Annotated in this window: 19 protein-coding genes; 15 read left to right on the plus strand and 4 right to left on the minus strand. The window is 74.5% G+C overall.

The features are described 5' to 3' along the window. From AB0L34_RS25360 to AB0L34_RS25375, 4 genes are all read left to right on the plus strand, one after another. The coding region (locus AB0L34_RS25360) for a hypothetical protein (RefSeq protein ID WP_363707175.1) at nucleotides 1-903 on the plus strand (903 nt) is incomplete at its 5' end. A gap of 145 nt (nucleotides 904-1,048) precedes the next feature. Next, nucleotides 1,049-2,956, plus strand: coding sequence for a bifunctional adenosylcobinamide kinase/adenosylcobinamide-phosphate guanylyltransferase (locus AB0L34_RS25365; RefSeq protein ID WP_363707177.1), 1,908 nt, complete (start codon nucleotides 1,049-1,051; stop codon nucleotides 2,954-2,956). Further along, nucleotides 2,946-3,719: an adenosylcobinamide-GDP ribazoletransferase gene (gene cobS / locus AB0L34_RS25370; RefSeq protein WP_363707179.1), complete on the plus strand. Its 774-nt coding sequence runs from the start codon at nucleotides 2,946-2,948 to the stop codon at nucleotides 3,717-3,719. The genes AB0L34_RS25365 and cobS overlap by 11 nt, the downstream gene beginning before the upstream one ends. 66 nt (nucleotides 3,720-3,785) lie before the next feature. Continuing rightward, complete coding sequence (locus AB0L34_RS25375; RefSeq protein ID WP_357451168.1) at nucleotides 3,786-5,081, plus strand: DUF2314 domain-containing protein; 1,296 nt, start codon at nucleotides 3,786-3,788, stop codon at nucleotides 5,079-5,081. Between the two features lie 87 nt (nucleotides 5,082-5,168). Here the strand turns inward: AB0L34_RS25375 and gcvT are convergent, their stop codons facing one another. Further along, on the minus strand, nucleotides 5,169-6,311 hold the full coding sequence (gcvT, locus tag AB0L34_RS25380) for a glycine cleavage system aminomethyltransferase GcvT (protein ID WP_363707181.1): 1,143 nt from the start codon (nucleotides 6,309-6,311) through the stop codon (nucleotides 5,169-5,171). A 161-nt stretch (nucleotides 6,312-6,472) separates the two neighbouring features. On the opposite strand from gcvT, the gene AB0L34_RS25385 reads away from it, so the two are divergent. After that, nucleotides 6,473-8,044 (plus strand): leucyl aminopeptidase, encoded by a 1,572-nt coding sequence (locus AB0L34_RS25385; protein ID WP_350707897.1) that lies wholly within the window; start codon nucleotides 6,473-6,475, stop codon nucleotides 8,042-8,044. 70 nt (nucleotides 8,045-8,114) lie between these two features. Here AB0L34_RS25385 and AB0L34_RS25390 read toward each other — a convergent pair whose 3' ends face one another. Next, a complete protein-coding gene (locus AB0L34_RS25390; RefSeq protein ID WP_363707184.1) occupies nucleotides 8,115-8,444 on the minus strand; it encodes a hypothetical protein in 330 nt (109 codons plus the stop codon). A 140-nt stretch (nucleotides 8,445-8,584) separates the two neighbouring features. Here AB0L34_RS25390 and lpdA point away from each other — a divergent pair, with 140 nt between their 5' ends. The 7 genes from lpdA to AB0L34_RS25425 all read left to right on the plus strand — a co-directional run bounded on the left by lpdA (nucleotide 8,585) and on the right by AB0L34_RS25425 (nucleotide 15,731). Next, a complete protein-coding gene (gene lpdA, locus AB0L34_RS25395) occupies nucleotides 8,585-10,015 on the plus strand; it encodes a dihydrolipoyl dehydrogenase (protein ID WP_350707894.1) in 1,431 nt (476 codons plus the stop codon). A 66-nt stretch (nucleotides 10,016-10,081) separates the two neighbouring features. Beyond that, on the plus strand, nucleotides 10,082-11,848 hold the full coding sequence (gene sucB / locus AB0L34_RS25400) for a 2-oxoglutarate dehydrogenase, E2 component, dihydrolipoamide succinyltransferase (RefSeq protein ID WP_363707186.1): 1,767 nt from the start codon (nucleotides 10,082-10,084) through the stop codon (nucleotides 11,846-11,848). 233 nt (nucleotides 11,849-12,081) lie between these two features. Then, nucleotides 12,082-13,413 carry a low temperature requirement protein A gene (locus AB0L34_RS25405; protein ID WP_363707188.1) on the plus strand — a complete coding sequence of 444 codons (1,332 nt, stop codon included), beginning with the start codon at nucleotides 12,082-12,084 and terminating at the stop codon, nucleotides 13,411-13,413. Nucleotides 13,414-13,472: 59 nt separating this feature from the next. Further along, nucleotides 13,473-13,742: a type II toxin-antitoxin system prevent-host-death family antitoxin gene (locus AB0L34_RS25410; protein ID WP_357451152.1), complete on the plus strand. Its 270-nt coding sequence runs from the start codon at nucleotides 13,473-13,475 to the stop codon at nucleotides 13,740-13,742. Continuing rightward, entirely contained in the window at nucleotides 13,732-14,148 is a 417-nt protein-coding gene (locus AB0L34_RS25415; RefSeq protein ID WP_357451149.1) for a type II toxin-antitoxin system VapC family toxin, read from the plus strand. Before AB0L34_RS25410 ends, AB0L34_RS25415 begins: the two co-directional genes overlap by 11 nt. 109 nt (nucleotides 14,149-14,257) lie before the next feature. Further along, on the plus strand, nucleotides 14,258-14,740 hold the full coding sequence (locus tag AB0L34_RS25420) for a hemerythrin domain-containing protein (RefSeq protein ID WP_363707190.1): 483 nt from the start codon (nucleotides 14,258-14,260) through the stop codon (nucleotides 14,738-14,740). 67 nt (nucleotides 14,741-14,807) lie between these two features. After that, a complete protein-coding gene (locus AB0L34_RS25425) occupies nucleotides 14,808-15,731 on the plus strand; it encodes an LLM class flavin-dependent oxidoreductase (protein ID WP_363707192.1) in 924 nt (307 codons plus the stop codon). A 32-nt stretch (nucleotides 15,732-15,763) separates the two neighbouring features. Here AB0L34_RS25425 and AB0L34_RS25430 read toward each other — a convergent pair whose 3' ends face one another. After that, nucleotides 15,764-15,991, minus strand: a complete 228-nt coding sequence (locus AB0L34_RS25430) for a winged helix-turn-helix domain-containing protein (RefSeq protein WP_363707194.1) — start codon at nucleotides 15,989-15,991, stop codon at nucleotides 15,764-15,766. A gap of 318 nt (nucleotides 15,992-16,309) precedes the next feature. Between AB0L34_RS25430 and AB0L34_RS25435 the strand changes: the two genes are divergently transcribed. Both AB0L34_RS25435 and AB0L34_RS25440 read left to right on the plus strand, forming a co-directional pair. Continuing rightward, the gene (locus tag AB0L34_RS25435) at nucleotides 16,310-16,603 is read left to right on the plus strand and encodes a hypothetical protein (RefSeq protein WP_363707196.1); all 294 of its coding nucleotides are present in this window, start codon (nucleotides 16,310-16,312) and stop codon (nucleotides 16,601-16,603) included. A gap of 268 nt (nucleotides 16,604-16,871) precedes the next feature. Beyond that, nucleotides 16,872-17,129 carry a hypothetical protein gene (locus AB0L34_RS25440; protein WP_363707197.1) on the plus strand — a complete coding sequence of 86 codons (258 nt, stop codon included), beginning with the start codon at nucleotides 16,872-16,874 and terminating at the stop codon, nucleotides 17,127-17,129. Between the two features lie 242 nt (nucleotides 17,130-17,371). Here AB0L34_RS25440 and AB0L34_RS25445 read toward each other — a convergent pair whose 3' ends face one another. Further along, on the minus strand, nucleotides 17,372-17,842 hold the full coding sequence (locus AB0L34_RS25445; protein WP_363707199.1) for a helix-turn-helix domain-containing protein: 471 nt from the start codon (nucleotides 17,840-17,842) through the stop codon (nucleotides 17,372-17,374). 121 nt (nucleotides 17,843-17,963) lie between these two features. Here AB0L34_RS25445 and AB0L34_RS25450 point away from each other — a divergent pair. Further along, a partial coding sequence (locus tag AB0L34_RS25450; protein ID WP_363707201.1) for a TIGR01777 family oxidoreductase occupies nucleotides 17,964-18,861 on the plus strand: 898 nt, incomplete at its 3' end.

Raw genomic sequence — 18,861 nt, forward strand, 5'->3', positions numbered from 1 at the left:
GTGCCCGGCACCCCCGGCGGTACGCCGCCTCCCGGCCACCCGCCGTTCCCGCCCGCCGGCCCGCTGCCGTTCGGGGCCGGACCGTTCGACCAGGCCAGTGCCCCGCCGGCCGGGGTGGCCCCGTTCGGGCGCCCGGATCATCCGGCGGCCGGAGGCGACACGTGGGGCGGGCTGCCGCCGACCCGGGAGGACCCGGTCGAGGCGCGGCCGTCGCCGCGGCGCAGGGCCGCGCTGATCGGCGCGGCGGCCACCGTGTTCGTGGTGCTGGCCGGGGTGGTGGGGGCGACGGCCCTCTTCTCCGGCGGGGACCCGGCCGGCGGGGACACGCCAACGACGCTGACCGGCAAGTCCGTGGCGGCGGGGACTTCGGAGCCGGAGGGCGGCGACGGCACGGGGCAGCTCCAGGTCGAGCCGTCGTCGGGTGTCGCCCGGTCGGCGGCCCCGTCGGCTGGGGGGCCCTCGTCGACGCCCGGCCGCTCCCCGGCCCCCACCACCGGCGGCGAGCCGACCGTCACCTCGTCGGGGCGGCCCAGCTCCGCCCCGACGACCAGCCAGCCGGCGAAGCCGAACCCGTACACGCCGGTCGAGGCGTGCGGCAGCGGGTACAAGGTGATCGACTCGGCCTCGCTGACCGCCTCGGGCGTCCGCAAGGGCCGGGTCTACCTGCTCTACCACGCGGGCACCGGCACCAACTGCGTGGTGACGATGAAGGAGTCGGCGGTGGGCACACCCACGTCCGCCTCGGCGTGGCTGGAGGTGCAGGGGCGGGCACGCAGCACCGACAGCGGGTCGTTCTCCTACTACGCCGGGCCGGTGCGGGCGAAGGCCGCCGGGGTCTGCGTGAGGTGGGGCGGGTCGACCGGCGGGGCCAGCTACGGCAGCGGCTTCGAGCACTGCGGCTGAGCGGGGCCCGCGGCGCCTCACCCGCCGTGGGCGGGCCCGCGTCGGCTGACCGCCCCCGCCGGCCGCTGGCCGGACGCCCGCCGGGGCCGCCGGCTCCTCGCACCTCCGGGGGCCACGCCCCGGGGGCTGGCTCTAAAGTACGGGCATGTCGGTTGACGGGTGGAACACGGTCCTGGTGCTCGGCGGCATCCGGTCCGGGAAGTCGGAGTTCGCCGAGTCCCTGGTCGCCGAGGCGCCGACGGTCCGCTACGTGGCCACCGCCGCCGACGCGCCCGCCGACGACGCGGAGTGGGCGGCCCGGCTGGCGGCGCACCGCGCCCGCCGACCGGAGACCTGGACCACCGAGGAGACCGCCGACGACCCGCGCCGCCTGGCGGACGTGATCGCCTCCGCCGGCCCGAACGAGACGCTGCTCGTCGACGACCTCGGCGGCTGGGTGACGGTGCTGCTCGACCCGGCCCACCAACCGGCCGACGACACCGCCACCGTCGCCGAACTGGCGGCGGCGGTGCGCGGCTGCGCAGCCCGGCTGGTGCTGGTCAGCCCCGAGGTCGGGCTCTCGCTGGTGCCGACCACCCCGCTCGGCCGGGCGTTCACCGACGCGCTCGGCGCGGCCAACCGGGCGGTCGCCGACGCCTGCGACGCGGTCGTGCTGGTGGTCGCCGGGCAGGCGGCCTGGCTGAAGCCCGGCGCCCCGCAGCCGGGCGTCGTGCCGGCCCAGCCCGGCCCGGCCCCGCTCACCGCGACGGGTGGGCCGGCCGCCGCCACGACCGCCACCGGCGCGGCCGGCGGGCCGGTGGGCGCCGCGGAGCCCGCCGCGGGCGTGCCCGCCCCCGCGTCGGCCGAGCCCGACGGCACCGCCTGGGCCGCACCGACCATGACGCTGCCGGTGGTCGCCACCGGCCTGGTCATCCAGCCCGGGATGGAACTGCCCATGCCCGACGAGTACGCCGGCCCGCAGGCGGTCGAGCGGCTCGCCACGCTGGACGTGCCCGGGGCGGGGCTGGGCGCCCTGGAGCGGGTGGTCGGGTTCGCCGCCGCCACCCAGGGCACCGCCACGCCGGCCCCGTGGGGCTCCGTACGGGTGCTGCTGCTGCACGGCGACCACCTCGGCGGTGCCGCCGCCGGCAGCGTGGACGGCGAGTCGGCGCGCCGGGCCCGGCAGGCCCGCGCCGGCAGGGGGGTGCTGGCCCGGCTGGCCGCCGAGAGCGGCGCCGACCTCCAGGTCGTGGAGACCCCCGCCTCGGCACCGATGGAGGACGAGCCGGCGCTGACCGGCGAGCAGGTCGAGGCGGCCCTGCGGGAGGGCTGGCGGCTCGCCGAGGAGGCCGCCGACGCGGGCGTACACCTGCTGGTGCTGGGGGCGTGCGGCGCCGGCACCGAGGCCGCCGCGGCGGCGGTGCTGGCCGCGACGGCCGGCGCCGAGACGCCCGCGGTGCTCGGCCGCGTGGTCACCGACTCGGGCGAGATCGACGACGCGGCCTGGATGCGGCGGTGCGCCGCCGTGCGGGACGCGCTGCACCGGACCCGGCGCTCGCCGCGCGGCGCCAAGGACGTGCTGGCCGAGCTGGGCGGCGGGGACGTCGCCGTGGCCACCGGCGTCCTGCTCGGCGCGACCGCCCGCCGGCTGCCGGTCATGCTCGACGGGCCGGTCGGCGTGGCCGCCGCCATGGTCAGCCGTGACCTGGCCGGGCAGGCCCGGCACTGGTGCCTGCTGGCCGACCACCGCGGGGATCCCGCCGTCCGGCTCGCCGCCGACGTGCTGGGCCTGACCCCGCTGCTCGACGTGCACCTCGACCTCGGCGAGGGCGCCAACGCGCTGGCCGCGCTGCCGCTGCTGCGATCGGTGCTGGCGCTGGCCGCCGCGCTGCCGGCCCGCCCGTCGCCCGGCGGCGGCGGGGAGGACGGCGACGACGACGGGGACGGCGGGCCGGAGCCCGGTGTCGACACCGACGAGCCCGACTTCCGCGAGCCGGAGCCGGCCGGCCCCGGGCCGACCAGCACGGAGCCGGAGACGGAGCCGGTGGACCCGTCCGGCCGGCGTGCCGGCTGAGTCGCGGCTCGCCGACGGGGCGCGGCTGGCGCTGACCACCTTCACCACCCTGCCGGTGCGCGCCGGGCGCATCGACCGGCCGGTGGCGGGGACGGCGATGGCGCTCGCCCCGGCGGTCGGCGCGCTGCTCGGCGCCGTCCTGGCCGCGATCCTGCTGCTCCCGGGCGCGCTCGCGCCGCCGCTGGTCGCGGCGGCCGTGACCGTCGGCGCCGGCGCGCTGCTCACCCGCGGGCTGCACCTGGACGGGCTGGCCGACACCGTGGACGCCCTGGGGTCGTACCGGCGGGGGGCGGCCGCGCTGGAGATCATGAAGAAGCCGGACGTGGGCCCGTTCGGGGTGGTCGCGCTGGTGGTCGTACTCCTGGTGCAGACGGCGGCCCTCGCGGAGCTGGCCGGCCGGTCGTGGCCGGCGGCGCTCGCGGCGGTGGTGGCGGCGACCGCGGCGGGCCGGCTCGGGGTGGCGGTGGCCTGCCGGCGCGGGGTGCCGGGGGCCCGCCCGGGGGGGGTCGGCGCGCTGGTCGCCGGCACCGTCGGGCCCGTCGCGCTGGTAGGCGGGACGGTCGCCGTCGCGCTGCCGGCCCTCGCGGCCGTGCCGGGCCGCCCGTGGCAGGGGCCGCTCGCCGTCGCCGCCGCCCTCGCCGTCGCGGTGGGGCTGCTGCGGCACGTGGTACGCCGGCTCGGCGGCGTCACGGGCGACGTGCTCGGCGCGACCGTGGAGGTGGTCACCACGCTGGTCTACGTGGGACTGGTGCTGTCCGGCTGAACGGGGCACGCTGCGGCGGGTAGCGTTCTCCCACGACAGCACCGGCGCGGCCATCCGGGGGACGACATGCTCATCACGGACGACTTCCTGCCCGTACCGGTCCCGGAGTCGCTGAGCGCGACCTATCTGGTGCCCATGACGGGGCTGCCGAAGGTGAGCACGAAGACGGCCGTGCAGCGGCTCAGCGGCCGGCTGGCCGAGCCGGTGCACGGGCTGGCCCGGCAGATGCTGGACAGCCCGCTGATGACCGTGGACACCCGCCCGATCGGCGAGTTCCCCGCGCTGCCGCCGGACCTGCTCACCGCGTTCGGCGCCACGGAGGCGCAGCTGGCCCGGCTGGCAGCCGCGAGCCACCTGGTGGTGGTGCAGGCCGAGTACCGGCCCGGCTGGCCGCCGGCCCACGAGTGGGCGGCGCGGGCGGTGGCCGCGGCCGTCGCCGAAACCGTCGACGGCGACGTGGTGGACGTCTTCGGCCTGCAGTTCCTCGACCCGGCGACGGCGCTGCGCTCGTTGCCCGACGAGCAGGGGCGCATCCGGCTGGTCGACTGGGTGCTGGTGCCCTACTCCTCGGACGCCGAGGGCCTCTGGTTCACCACGAAGGGGCTGCGTCGCTTCGGGCTGCTGGAGTTGCAGACCCAGGGCGTGCCGGACCACCTGACCCGGGCCTGGGGCGCGGTGATGACCGGCGCGGCGCGGCGGCTGCTGCGGGACTGGACCGACGGGCTCTCCGGCGAGGAGGTGCCCGCGTTCGTGCAGCTGCCGGTGCTGGCCACGGTGACCGGGCACGACATCGCGGTGGCGTACGGCAATCCGGAGCAGCACGGGGCGACGGCGCCGGTGCTGCTGCGGCTGGAGCTGGACCCGGCCACCGACCCGGACGCCGACTCGTTCCTCAGCCTGCGCCCGCCGGCCGGGCACCCGGGGCCGGACGGCCGCTACTACGCCGCCGCCTGCGCGACCCTCTTCGCCGGTATCCAGCCGGACGTGCGCTACGCCCGCCCGGGCGACGCGATGAGCAGGGCGATCGCCACCGCGCGCGCCGGGCTGGGCGCCGTCCGGGCCCGGTTCCTCGCCGGCCAGCTCCCGCCGGAGACGCAGCTCGTGGTGAAGTACGGGCTGCCGGGCGACGACGGCCCGGAGTACGTCTGGGCCGGGGTGACGTCGTGGGACGCGGCGGAACGGATCGTCGGCGCGAGCGCCAGCGACGCCAACACCGACCCCACCGTGCGCATCGGCTCCCCCGTCGTGGTGGAGGCGGCGGACGTGGTCGACTGGGCGGTGCTCGACGGCACCGGCGTCATCGAGGGCGGCTGGACCCAGGCCGTCCTGGACGCCGGCGAACGCCCCCCGCCCCCGGTCTGACCACGCCGGCCACCCCCGTTGATCATGAAGTTGCCGCCGGGGCACGCCGATCCGGCGGCTGCGAACCTCATGATCAACGGGTCGCGGTTACTTCACCGAAGGGGTGACGAACGGGGGGCGGGTGACGCGCATCTGGGCGCGGCGACCGCGGATGTCGACCTCGACCAGGTCGCCGTCGGCGAGGCTCGCGACGGTGTCCAGCAGCGCCAGGGCGATGCCCTGCTTCTTCGTCGGGGAGAACGTGCCGCTGGTGATCGTGCCGACCTGCCCCTCGCCGACGAACACGGCCATGCCCGGGCGCGGGATCGCCCGGTCGACGGCCTCCAGGCCGCGCAGCGTACGCCTCGGGCCGGCGGCCTTCTCGGCCAGCAGCGCGTCGCGGCCCCAGAAGGCCGCCTTGTCCCAGCCGACCGCCCAGCCGGAGCGGGCCTGCACCGGGGTGATCTCCGGCGACAGGTCCTGCCCGTGCAGCGGGTACCCCATCTCGGTGCGCAGGGTGTCCCGGGCGGCCAGCCCGCAGGCGCGCAGCTCGAAGGGCTCCCCGGCGGCGAAGAGCGCGTCCCAGACCGCGACGGCGTGCTCCGCCGGCACCACCAGCTCGAAGCCCAGCTCGCCGGTGTAGCCGGTGCGGCACACGGTCAGCTCGACCGGCCCGGACGCCACGTCCAGGGTCGCGCCGGAGAAGCTCATGTAGCCGTGGTCGGTCGGCAGGCCCAGCGCGCCGAGGAGCTCCGCCGAGCGCGGCCCCTGCACGGCGAGGACGGCGTACGCCTCGTGCTCGTCGGTGACCGTGACCGAGGCGGGCGCGGCGGCGCGGAGCCGGCGCACCACCTCGGCGGTGTTCGCCGCGTTCGGGATGAGGAAGACGTGGTCGTCGGCGTGCAGGTAGGCGATGATGTCGTCCACCACGCCGCCGGTGGCGTCGTCGCAGCACAGCGTGTACTGCGCCTGGCCCGGCCCGATGCGGCGGAGGTCGTTGCTGAGGCAGGCGTTGACGAACTCCGCCGCGCCCGGCCCGGTCACCCGCGCCTTGCCGAGGTGGGAGACGTCGAAGACGCCGACCCCGGTCCGCACCGCGGTGTGCTCCTTGAGCACGCCGCCTCCGGCGTACTCCAGCGGCATCTCCCAGCCGCCGAACGGGGCGAACTTGGCGCCCGCAGCGGTGTGCCGCTCGTGCAAAGGGGAACGGCGCAGCCGGGTCGCGGCGGCGTCGGAGGTCACGTCGGTCATGGGTGGGAACTTACCGGGGCCTGAACGGCTGGTTAGCATCGGCGGGACCCGCCGGAGCCGTCGGCGGGACAGCCCCGACCTCCGACGGGTACGTTCCGCCGGAGACCTTCATCGCCGGTACGCCACGACGCGACCGGCCCGGCCCGCCCGGAGTAGCTTCAGTGACATCGCCCAGCACCACCCTGAGCCTGGTCGACACCGACCCCGCCGAACTCGCCGTCGACGCGATCGTGATCGGCGTGCACAGCCAGACCGGAGAGCAGGACGCCACCAGCGGCCCCGCCGGGACCCTGCTGCTGGCCAGCGGCGCGGAGAGCATCGCCGCCGCCTTCGACGGCAAGCTGACCGAGACGCTGGCCCTGTTGGGCGCGACCGGCGGCCCCGGCGAGGTGATCAAGCTGGCCACGCTGGGCACCGTGACGGCCCCGGTGGTCGCCGCGGTCGGGCTCGGCCCGGAGCCGACCGGCGCCGCCCCGGCCCCGGAGACCCTGCGTCGGGCGGCCGGCGCGGCCGTCCGGGCGCTCGCCGGCGCGCCGCGGGTGGCGCTGGCCCTGCCGCTGCCGGACGACGCCGACGCGCCGGCCGCGCTGCGGGCCGTTGCGGAGGGGGCGCTGCTCGGCGGGTACCGGTTCGCCGGCTACAAGACCCGGCCGCAGCCGGCCCGGCGGGAGCCGGTGGCCGAGGTGCTGGTGGCCGTCCCGGACGCCGGTGACGCCGGCGCCCAGGCCGAGATCGCCCGGGCCCAGGCGGTCGGCGGCGCGGTCCGGCGCAGCCGGGACTGGGTCAACACCGCCCCCAACGAGCTGCGCCCGCCGTCCTTCGCCGACTCGGTGGCGGACGCCGCCCGCGAGGCCGGCCTCGAGGTCGAGGTCCTCGACGAGGCCGCGCTGGCGGCCGGCGGCTACGGCGGCATCATCGCCGTCGGGCAGGGCTCGGAGGCCCCGCCGCGCCTGGTGAAGCTGAGCTACACGCCGGCCGGCGGCGGCAACGGCAAGCGGGTCGCGCTGGTCGGCAAGGGCATCACCTTCGACACCGGCGGCATCTCGATCAAGCCGGCGCAGGGCATGTGGGAGATGAAGTCCGACATGGCGGGCGCCGCCGCGGTGGGCGCCACCATGCTGGCGATCGCCGCGCTCAAGCCGTCGGTGGCGGTGACCGCGTACCTGCCGATGGCGGAGAACATGCCGTCCGGGCGGTCGTACCGGCCGGGTGACGTGATCAGCATGTACAACGGCAAGAAGGTCGAGGTGCTCAACACCGACGCCGAGGGCCGGATGATCCTGGCCGACGCCATGGCGCGGGCCTGCGAGGACGGCTGCGACTACCTCTTCGAGACCTCCACCCTGACCGGCGGGCAGGTCATCGCGCTGGGCAAGAAGATCGCCGGCGTGATGGGCAGCCCGGAGCTGTGCGAGCGGGTCCGGGTCGCCGGCGACGCCGTCGGCGAGCCGGCCTGGCCGATGCCGCTGCCGGACGACGTGCGCAAGGGCATGGACTCCGACGTGGCCGACATCTCGCAGGTCAACGCCGGCATGGACCGGGCCGGTCACATGCTCCAGGGCGGGGTGTTCCTGCGCGAGTTCGTCACCGAGGACGTGGCCTGGGCGCACATCGACATCGCCGGGCCGGGCTACCACTCGGGCGAGCCGACCGGCTACTGGACCAAGGGCGGCACCGGCGTCCCGGTCCGCACGCTCGTCCAGCTCGTCGAGGACGTCGCCGCCAACGGCTGAGGTGTGCACGGAGGGGCCCCTCGTCACGAGGGGCCCCTCCGCCGTTCCACGTGGCGGCGCGGCCGCCGGGTCAGAACAACTCGGGGCGGCGCTTGCGGCGCTCGTTGTAGTCCCGCATCCGCTGCGGGTAGCCCATCAGCCGGACGTCGTAGACGGGGATGCCCATCCGGTACGCGAATCGGCGGGCGCCGTCCGGGCCGTCGACGCGGCGGCGGGTCCACTCGCCGTCGTCGGCGATCAGCATGACGGTGGTCTCGGTCACGGTCGTGCGGGGCTCGATGTACGCCTCGACCCCGCGCCGGCTCCGGACGAAGTTCTCCAGATGGTCCAGATCGGCGCGGTCGGGGGCGCGGTCCAGGCTCACGGCGCGCGCCTTCTTGCGTCGTCGGAACAGTCCCACCGGCCGTCTCCCCCAGGCTCCGTCATCGAAGGCAGTGCCCAGCGTACGTGTCTCGGACGTGTCGTTGGGCACCTCGCTACGCGGCCTGTGTCCGGTGGTGACAAGATGACCGAGGTGGGGTGTGTCCGTGGCCCCCCGCCGTGACCCCCCGAAGCAGTGACGCGACCTGGGAGTTGGACGTGAGCGAGCCGAATGACGCAACCTTCGACATCGTCATCCTCGGAGGTGGCAGCGGCGGCTACGCGACCGCCCTGCGCGCCGTCCAGCTGGGCCTGACGGTCGCGCTGGTCGAGAAGGGCAAGCTCGGCGGGACCTGCCTGCACAACGGCTGCATCCCGACCAAGGCGCTGCTGCACGCCGCCGAGATCGCCGACCAGACCCGCGAGTCGGAGCAGTTCGGCGTGAAGGCCGAGCTGGTCGGGATCGACATGGCCGCGGTCAACTCGTACAAGGACGGCGTGGTCTCCCGCCTGTACAAGGGCCTGCAGGGCATGCTCAAGGGCAACAAGGCGATCACCATCGTCGAGGGCCACGGCAAGCTGGTCGGCAGCAACGTCGTCGAGGTCGACGGCAAGCGCTACACCGGCCGCAACGTCGTGCTGGCCTCCGGCTCGTACGCGAAGAGCCTGCCGGGCCTGGAGGTCGACGGCGAGCGGGTCATCACGAGCGACCACGCGCTGGTCCTGGACCGGGTGCCGTCCTCCGCGATCGTGCTCGGCGGCGGCGTGATCGGCGTCGAGTTCGCCAGCGTCTGGAAGTCCTTCGGGGTCGACGTCACGATCATCGAGGCGCTCCCCCGGCTGGTCGCCGCCGAGGACGAGGAGTCGTCGAAGGCGCTGGAGCGGGCCTTCCGCAAGCGGAAGATCAACTTCAAGGTCGGCAAGCCGTTCGAGAAGGTCGAGAAGACCGACAGCGGCGTCAAGGTGACCATCGCCGGCGGCGAGACCGTCGAGGCGGAGCTGCTGCTGGTCGCCGTCGGCCGTGGCCCGAACACGGCCGGCCTCGGCTACGAGGAGCAGGGCGTCAAGATGGACCGCGGCTACGTGCTGACCGACGAGCGGCTGCGCACCAGCGTGCCGAACGTCTACGCGGTCGGCGACATCGTGCCCGGCCTCCAGCTCGCCCACCGCGGCTTCCAGCAGGGCATCTTCGTCGCCGAGGAGATCGCCGGCCAGAACCCGGCCGTGATCGACGAGGCCGGCATCCCGCGGGTCACCTACTCCGACCCGGAGCTGGCGTCGGTCGGCCTGACCGAGGCGAAGGCCAAGGAGCAGTACGGCGCCGACAAGGTGAAGAGCTACAACTACAACCTGGGCGGCAACGGCAAGAGCCAGATCCTCAAGACGGCCGGCTTCGTCAAGCTCGTCCGGGTGGAGGACGGCCCCGTCGTCGGCGTGCACATGGTCGGCGCCCGGGTCGGCGAGATGGTCGGCGAGGCGCAGCTCATCTACAACTGGGAGGCGTACCCGGCCGAGGTGGCGCAGCTCGTGCACGCCCACCCGACGCAGAACGAGGCCCTGGGCGAGGCGCACCTGGCGCTCGCCGGCAAGCCGCTGCACGCACACGCCTGACCACGACAACCGCGGCGTCCGGCGACGGGCGATGATCCCACCAGGGGAATGAAGGAGTCTTAGAAGATGCCGGTATCGGTCACCATGCCCCGGCTCGGCGAGAGCGTCACCGAGGGCACCGTCACGCGCTGGCTCAAGCAGGAGGGCGACACCGTCGAGGTCGACGAGCCCCTGCTCGAGGTGTCGACCGACAAGGTCGACACCGAGATCCCGTCCCCGGCGGCGGGCGTGCTGAGCCGGATCGTGGTCGGCGAGGACGAGACCGCCGAGGTCGGCAGCGAGCTGGCCGTGATCGCCGGTGAGGGCGAGGCCGCCCCGCAGCAGGAGGAGCCGGCCGAGGAGGCCGCCGAGGCCGCCGCGGAGCCGCAGGCCGAGGCGGAGCAGCCGGCCGTCGAGGAGCCGCGGGCGCAGGCCGCCCCGGCGCCGTCGGGCGAGGGCACCCCGGTCAAGATGCCGGCCCTCGGCGAGAGCGTCACCGAGGGTACGGTCACCCGCTGGCTCAAGCAGGTCGGCGAGACCGTCGAGGTGGACGAGCCCCTGCTGGAGGTCTCCACCGACAAGGTCGACACCGAGATCCCGTCGCCGGTCGCCGGCACCGTCCTGGAGATCAAGGTCGCCGAGGACGAGACCGCCGCGGTCGGCGCGGACCTGGCCGTGATCGGTGCCGCCGGCGCGGCCCCGGCGGAGGCCAAGCCCGAGCCGAAGCCCGAGCCGAAGGCCGAGGCCAAGCCGGAGCCCAAGGTCGAGGAGCCGACCCCGGGCCTGTCGTACAACGAGCCGGCGGCGGAGGCCGAGGTCTCGGCGCGGCCGGCGCAGGCCGAGCAGAAGGCGGTGCCGGCGGCCCCGGCCCCGCAGCGCCCGTCGGCGCCCGTCCAGGGCGGCGAGGAGGCGGCCGGCTACGTGACCCCGCTGGTGCGCAAGCTCGCCAGCGAGCACGGCGTCGACCTGGCCTCGGTCAACGGCACCGGCGTCGGCGGTCGAATCCGCAAGCAGGACGTGCTGGACGCGGCGGAGAAGGCCAAGGCGGCCAAGGCCGCGCCGGCCCCGGCCCCGCAGCCCGCCGCCGCGGCGGCCCCGGCCAAGCCGGCCGCCAGGCCGCAGCCGAGTGCGAAGCGCGGCACCACCGAGAAGCTGCCCCGGATCCGCGCCACCATCGCCAAGCGGATGCAGCAGTCGCTGCACGAGATGGCGCAGCTCACCACCGTGGTCGAGGTGGACGTCACCAGGATCGCCAAGCTGCGGGCCCGCGCCAAGGACGCGTTCCAGCAGCGGCACGGCGTGAAGCTGTCGTTCCTGCCGTTCTTCGCCCTGGCGGCCGTGGAGGCGTTGCAGACCTACCCGATCGTCAACGCCAGCATGGACCTGGAGGCGGGCACGATCACCTACCCCGACGCCGAGCACCTCGGCATCGCGGTGGACACGGAGCGCGGCCTGATGGTCCCGGTCATCCACGGCGCCGGCGACCTGAACCTGGGTGGCATCGCCAAGCGGATCGCCGACCTGGCCGAGCGCACCCGCACCAACAAGATCAGCCCGGACGAGATCGCGGGCGCGACCTTCACGCTGACCAACACCGGCAGCCGGGGCGCGCTGTTCGACACCCCGATCGTGCCGTCGCCGCAGTCGGCGATGCTCGGCACGGGTGCCGTGGTCAAGCGCCCGGTCGTGGTCAACGACCCGGAGCTGGGCGAGGTGGTCGCCGTCCGGTCGATGGTCTACCTGGCCCTGTCGTACGACCACCGGCTGATCGACGGCGCGGACGCCGCCCGCTTCCTGGTCGCGGTCAAGGAGCGGCTGGAGGCCGGCAGCTTCGAGGCCGAGCTGGGTCTGTAGTCCCGCACGACGCACAGAGGGCGCCCCGGTCACGGACCGGGGCGCCCTCGTCGTTGTCGACCTGGCTCGGACCCGCACGCCGCCGCCCCGCCAGCCCCACCCGCGCCCGACGCGCCGCCCGCCCCGCCGATCCGAGAGCCGCCCTGCCGACGCGCCGCCCGCCCTGCCGATCCCAGGGCCGGCCGTGGCCCGATTCCGGCGTGGCGCGGTCGGGGCGCTGCGAGAGTGGGTTGGTGGGCGGCTTCCGGTGGCACGAGCGGTTGGGGCCTGCCGTCTCGATCGCCCCCGGCGCCCGGGTCGACCGGTTCGAGGTCTTCTTCGACCTGGTCTTCGTCTTCTCGTTCTTCATCATCACCCGGGCGACCGCCGCCAACATCTCCGGCCGTCAGCTGCTGCACGCCCTGCTGGTGCTCGCCGTGCTCTGGTGGTGCTGGGTGGTGCACTGCGTGGTGGCCACCCGGGTCCGGCTGGGCGAGGGCTTCGTGCCGGTGCTGATGGTCGTCGGCATGGCCGCGCTGTTCTGCTTCGCGCTGTCCCTGCCGCAGGCGTTCGGCGACCCCGAGGACGTGGCCGCCGGGCCGATGGTGGTCGCGTTGAGCTACGTGGTGATCCGCGGCGTACACCTGTTGCTGTACTGGCACATCGCGCAGGAGAAGCCCGGCGAGCGCCGGCTGCTGCTGAAGTACTCCCCCGAGCTGACGGTCAGCACCCTGCTGCTCACCGCCGCCGCGCTGATCCCGCCGCAGATCGACGACCCGGGCCGGGCCGTACTGGTGCGGGACGGGCTCTGGATCAGCGTCGTCCTGCTCCAGTACGGCATGGGCCTGGTGGCCGGCGCCTGGGGCTGGACGGTGACCTCCGCCGAGCACTGGACCGAGCGGTACGACCTCATCCTGATCATCGCGCTGGGCGAGTCGGTCATCTCGGTCGGCGTCGGCAGCAACCTGCTCGGTCAGCCCCCGACCTGGCCCGCGGTGGCGTCGGCGGTGCTCGGCATATTCTTCACCGCCGCGCTGTGGTGGGCGCACTACGACGTGGTCGGCCCGGCCGCCCGGATCGCCCTGCACGCGGCCGAGGGCCGGGCCCGGGTGGCGATGGCCCGGGACGCGTACGCCTATCTCCACCTGCCGATGATCGCCGGGATCATCCTGTTCGCCCTCGGCGCGGAGGAGGTCGTGCGCGACATCGCCGACCCCGAGGTGCCGTACGCCGAGCCGACGCACGGGCCGGGCGTCCCGCTGCTGTTCGGCGGGGTGATCTGCTATCTCGCCTCGAACATGCTGTTCCAGGCGCGCACCCTGCGCACCGTCTACTGGACCAGGGTCTGCGCGGTGCTGCTGCTCGCCGCCGCCATCCCGGTGGGCCTGGTGCTGCCGGGGCTGGCCACCCTCGCCCTGCTCACCGCCATCTGCGTCGGGCTGGTGGGGGTGGAGGTGGTGGTCAAGGCGAAGGACCGCCGCGCGCTGCGCGAGAGGGTCTTCGAGGAGAAGACCAGCCACGAGGCGTACGAGGCCGCCTGGCGCGCCCGCTGGCGCGAGCGCGCCCCCGAGGAGCCGTCGACCTGACACCGCAAGGAATCCCGCCGGTCGTAGCACTTCGTAGCACACCGACCTAGAATTGCTCCGTGGCAGAGCACGCTCATCGGGAGATCACGCAACGAGAGCTGCGCAACGAATCGGGCGCGATCATGCGTAACGTCGAGCGTGGCGAATCATTCGTCATCACACGAAACGGCACGCCGATCGGAAAGCTCATCCCGCTGCGCCGGCGCACCTTCGTGCCGCGGGCCGAGGTGCTCGCCGCCTTCGCCACGGCCCCGGTGCTCGACGCCGAGGCCTTCCGCGCAGACATCGACTCGTCGGTGGAGCAGGACCCGTTCAGCCGTGAGTGGTGAGCCGCCGGTTCGTGGCCTGATCGACACGAACATCGTGATCCACCTCAGCGCCCTGGGTCCCGGGGAACTGCCGGACGAGATGGTCATCAGTGCAGTGACACTCGCGGAACTGTCCGCAGGCCCGCACCACACCGACGACCGCGCCGAGCGGGCCCGACGGACCAGCGTTCTGCAACACGCCGAGGCCATGTTCGAGCCGTTACCCTTCGACGCCGAGGCGGCGCGGGCCTTCGGCATGATCACCAGTGCGGTGCTGGCGACCGGGCGCACCACCCGCCGTCGGCTGGCGGACCTGATGATCGCTTCCATCGCGTACGCGAACGGCCTGTCGCTCTACACCACCAACCCGAGCGACTTCGTGGGGCTGGAGGAGCTGGTCAGAATCATGCCCGTCCGGCGTCCCTGAACGGTTTCGTCGCACCCGTCCTCACTGTCGTAGGCTGGCCGCAGCGTCGCGGTGCACCCGGCAAGGAGACCGCCGAGGGCATGGAGGCGCGGGACAGCATGGGACACACGTGCACCCATCCACGCCGGACGAGCGCCTGCGGGCCTTCGGCAACCAACTGATCGAGATCCACCTCTGGCTCCGCGAGGAGCTCACCCGCATCCGCGACGGGCTGGGCGAGCCCGGCGTACGCCCCCGGGACCTGCGGACCCACTGCCTGGCCTTCTGCGCGGCGCTGACCCGGCACCACACCGGCGAGGACGCCGGGGCGTTCCGGGTGCTGGCCGACCGCGTCCCCGAGCTGGCCCCGGTGCTGCGCGAGCTGGAGGCCGACCACCACGTGGTGGCCGGGATCCTGCGCCGGGTCGAGGAGCTGGCCGACGCCGCCGCGCCGCCGGCCGAGGTGCGGGCCGAGCTGGACACGCTCGCCGCGCTGCTCGAATCGCACTTCGTCTACGAGGAGAAGAAGCTGGTCGACGCGCTCAACGCGCTGACCGACGGCACCACCGAAGGGCTCCTCGGGGTACCCGTCCCGCCGCCCGACCCCGAGTAGGTCTGCCGGTAGCAGAATTGTCGGCGTCGGGTTGGCCTGCCGGCCCCGGGGCCGGCAGGGTGGGCGTATGGCGATCTTCTCCCTCCAGGCGACCCCGTCCGACGGCCCGGGCTGGCTGGACCTGGCCCGGCGGGCCGAGGCGGCCGGTTTCGAGACCCTGTCCACCGCCGACCATCCCGGTAAGACGACGTCGCCGTTCGTCGCCCTGGCCGCCGCGGCGGCGGTGACGTCGACGATCAAGCTGGGCTCGTACGTCTCCAACGCCGGGATCCGGGAGCCCATGCTGCTCGCCTCGGATGTGGCCACCCTCGACCTGCTCTCCGGCGGTCGGGCCCGGCTCGGCCTCGGCGCCGGCCACACCCCGGCGGAGTGGCACGCGGTCGGGCGGGAGCGCCCCGACGTCGCCGGTCGGGTGCGCCGCTGCCTGGCCGTCGCCGAGGCCGTCCGCGCGCTGCTCGACGGCGAGGAGGTCATCGTCGACTCCCCCGACCTGGTCGTGCGGGCCGCGCGGCTGGAGACGCCGCGACCGGTGCAGCGGCGTGTCCCGCTCACCCTCGGCACGGCGAACTCGGCGATGCTGCGCTGGGCCGGCGCGCACGCCGACGTGGTCGGGCTGGCCGGCCTGGGGCGCACCCTGCCCGACGGCTACATGCACGAGGTGCGCTGGCGCGAGGCGGACATCGAGGCACAGCTGGCCTGCGTCGCGGCCGGGGCGGCCGGGCGGGCCGAGCCGCCGGCACTGGAGGCGCTCGTGCAGCTGGTCGCCGTCACCGACGACGCCGAGGCCGCCACCGCCCAGTTCGCCGAGCAGACCGGCCTGACCGCCGCCGAGCTGCTGGCCACGCCGTTCGTGCTGGCCGGCACCGAGGACGAGATCGTCGCGGCGGTCGCCGCGCACCGGCACCGCTGGGGCGTCACCCGGTTCGTCGTCCGCGCCGACGCCCTCGACCCGCTCACGCCGGTGCTGGCCCGCCTCGCCGCCGCTGGCTAAGCCACCGACTTTCCGGTACGGGTGCGGCGAGGTCAGGTCGTCGGATGCTCGGCGACGAACACGCCGACGCCTTGCACCCCTTCGACAAGCCCCTCGGTCCGGAGAGCGAAGATGGCTTGCCGGACAACGATGGTGGAAACTCCGTGCTCCTGGCAGAGCTGAGCGGTGGATGGGAGTTTGTCTCCCGGAACGAGTTCACCGGACGCGATCTGCTGACGGATATGGTCGGCAAGGCGCGCCCACTTGGGCTTGGCGGGCATCTGATCTCCCTGGTCTGCACCGCCATTTGATCACGCATCAACTTGTGATCGCAACCAATGCCCACTCATGCCTTGCTTTATATAAGCGCTTATGTCAGGCTGACGACGGCCAGCTCCCTGGTCTGCAAACCCGGAGTTGGTCGTCCCGTGAAACGCACCCGGCCGGCCCAATCCTCCGAGGCCGGCCGGGTGCCACGCCTGCCCGCCGCACGCGGGCGGGCCCGCCCGCGCGCCCGGGGCGGGTGCCGGGCTCCAGCCGCCCGCGCAACGGCTGCCCCCGCCCGCCTCGGTGCCGCATCCGACCCCGAAGGAGACAACGTGCCCCTGACCCGCCAGCCGGTGGACGCGGTGGAGAGGGTGCTCGGCGAGCTGCCGGTGCCCTGGTTCGTAACCGCCGAAGACCTCGAACTCGCCATCCGGGCGGTGCTGGCGCACGCACCCGAGTCGTGGCGGGCGGGACCGCTGTGCCGCAGCGACCGGACCCCGTACCCCTGTCGGCTGCACCGTTGGGGACGGCGGGTGCTGCGCTCCCGGGGGCTCACCGAGCAGGCCGTTGACGAGCTAGTGGCGCGCGGCGACCGGCTCGTCCGCGTACCCGATGGGAGGCGCTGACAATGGCGGCGAGCCGTCGACGCGCCGCGAAGCCCGTCCCGCTCGCACCGCGCCACCGGTGCACCTGGCGAGGCTGGCGGCGCTGGTGCTCGTGCGGCCTGCGCTGGCGCGCGTGCCCCGACCGGCACCTGCCCGTACCGACCGAGCCACCCGCCCCGCCGCCACGCAACACCCGGTGGTGGGACGAGGTGACCCGGGCGAACCCGCAGGTGGGGCGGGTGGGGCGGCTGACGCCCGCACAAACCTGGCGGGCCAATGGCGGGCGCTGGTGACCGGCCGTCCGCACACGCCGCTGCACCCCTTGTGGCTGTGCCGGGCCTGCGCCGCGCCATGGCCGTGCGGGTCCGCGCGGGTGACGCTGCTGCGGGAGTACGCGCACGACCGGGTAGCGCTGCTCGTGTATCTGGGCGGGCTGCTGCACGACGCGGCCGGCCAACTCCACGCCCTCAACCCGCACGCCGGGCAGGACCCGGCGCAGCTCTTCGACCGCTTCCTCGGCTGGGCAGTCGTCCGTCGCTCAGGCTGACGTGCGCGCTGCCGCTCTCATGACTCCTTGTCGGATCTGCTCCGGTTTTTGCCCTGACGAGGGCGCACGATCCGCCGCGACACCCCGCTCAACCAGGTTCCGTCGCAGTTCGATCAGCACGTCGTCTGACCAGAGGGGCCGGTACGCCGCGGCTTCGGCCAGACGCAGCAGCGTGTCGCAGAGGTAGGCCGGTAGAGCACACAGGTGTCAAGGAATGCCGGGAACGCCACGCCGTCCGATCCTCACCTGGTCCGTCGGGGCATGTCCGTCAAGTCATACAGACCGTCCGCCTCGGCGTCGGCTGTCATCTGGTCCAGCGTCCGCCGGCGCTCCTGCCGAGTGCGTTCCTGGTAGTCCAGGACGTCCCGGAGCAGGACCCGGCGGTGCCGCCCTCGCATGGTGTGCGGTATCTCGCCCTCCGTCAGCAGACGCACCAGGGTCGGCCGGGAGATGTTCAGCAGGTCAGCCGCCTCCTGAGTCGTGAGCAGGGTGTTGTGCGGCGCGATCGAGATCGCCATGCCCTCCGAAAGGGCGACGACGACATCACGGAGCACGCCGTACAGCTCGTCGGGGATCTTGATTTCCGAGCCGTCCGGGCCGATCAGCCGTGCCCGGGCCGGCTGGCCCCCCCGCTTGAGCCCGCTGGCGAATCGCAGCAGCTCAGCCGGATCTTCGGGCGGCAGCAAGGTTCGTTCACGAAGGATGTTGCTCATACTCCCAACCTACCGATAATCGAAAAAAGCGTAAGAGCCTCGACCTGTAGCCCTGTGCAGAGATGCCTTCCTCGCAGCCTTCATCCGAATCCGATCCCGCCGCGTACCCGAAGATATGGGCATGCGGATCCTCATGGCCGGCGCGTCCGGCTTCCTCGGCACCCGGCTGGTCGACCGGCTCACGGCGGACGGGCACCAGGTCATCCGGCTGGTCCGCCGGCCGCCGCGCGCCCCCGACGAACGGCAGTGGAACCCGTCCGCCGCGCAGCTCGACCCGGCGACGGTGGCGGAGGCGGACGCGGTGGTCAACCTGGCCGGCGCGGGCGTCGGCGACAGGCGGTGGAACGACGCGTACCGGCAGGTGATCCGGTCGAGCCGGGTCGACACGACCACCGCCCTGGCGATCACCATCGCCGGGCTGCCCGACGGCGACCGGCCGAGGGTGCTGCTCAACTCCTCGGCGGTCGGCTGGTACGGCAACACCGGCGACCGGACGGTCGAGGAGGACGCCCCGGCCGGCGAGGGCTTCCTGGCCGACGTCTGCCGGGTCTGGGAGGCCGCGACGCGCCCGGCCGAGGACGCGGGCGTACGCGTGGTGCGGCTGCGCACCGGGCTGCCGCTGCACCGCGACGGCGGGCTGCTGAAGCCGCAGCTGTTGCCGTTCCGGCTGGGGATCGCCGGCCGGCTCGGCAGCGGCCGGCAGTGGCTGCCGTGGATCTCGCTGGTCGACTGGCTGGACGCCGCGGTGTTCCTGCTGGCCCGCGACGACGTCGCCGGGCCGGTCAACGCGGTCGGGCCGGCCCCGGTGACCAACGCCGACTTCACCCGCGAACTGGCCCGGCAGCTGCGCCGGCCGGCGATCATCCCGATCCCGGCGCTGGCGTTGAAGGTGGCGCTCGGCGGCTTCGCCCACGAGGCGCTGACCAGCACCCGGGTCCTCCCCGGCGTGCTCACCGGGGCCGGCTTCGCGTTCCGCCACCCCGATCTGGCCGGCGCGCTGCGCGCCGCGCTGCGCGACT

Source organism: Micromonospora sp. NPDC052213 (genome assembly GCF_040679695.1).
GTDB lineage: Bacteria > Actinomycetota > Actinomycetes > Mycobacteriales > Micromonosporaceae > Micromonospora.

Excerpts from the sequence above, each read along its gene's own strand:
- AB0L34_RS25365 (WP_363707177.1), top strand. The coding sequence starts at position 1,049 with ATGTCGGTTGACGGGTGGAACACGGTCCTGGTGCTCGGCGGCATCCGG.
- AB0L34_RS25430 (WP_363707194.1), bottom strand. The coding sequence starts at position 15,991 with ATGCCCGCCAAGCCCAAGTGGGCGCGCCTTGCCGACCATATCCGTCAG.
- AB0L34_RS25425 (WP_363707192.1), top strand. The coding sequence starts at position 14,808 with ATGGCGATCTTCTCCCTCCAGGCGACCCCGTCCGACGGCCCGGGCTGG.
- AB0L34_RS25445 (WP_363707199.1), bottom strand. The coding sequence starts at position 17,842 with ATGAGCAACATCCTTCGTGAACGAACCTTGCTGCCGCCCGAAGATCCG.
- sucB (WP_363707186.1), top strand. The coding sequence starts at position 10,082 with ATGCCGGTATCGGTCACCATGCCCCGGCTCGGCGAGAGCGTCACCGAG.
- gcvT (WP_363707181.1), bottom strand. The coding sequence starts at position 6,311 with ATGACCGACGTGACCTCCGACGCCGCCGCGACCCGGCTGCGCCGTTCC.
- AB0L34_RS25375 (WP_357451168.1), top strand. The coding sequence starts at position 3,786 with ATGCTCATCACGGACGACTTCCTGCCCGTACCGGTCCCGGAGTCGCTG.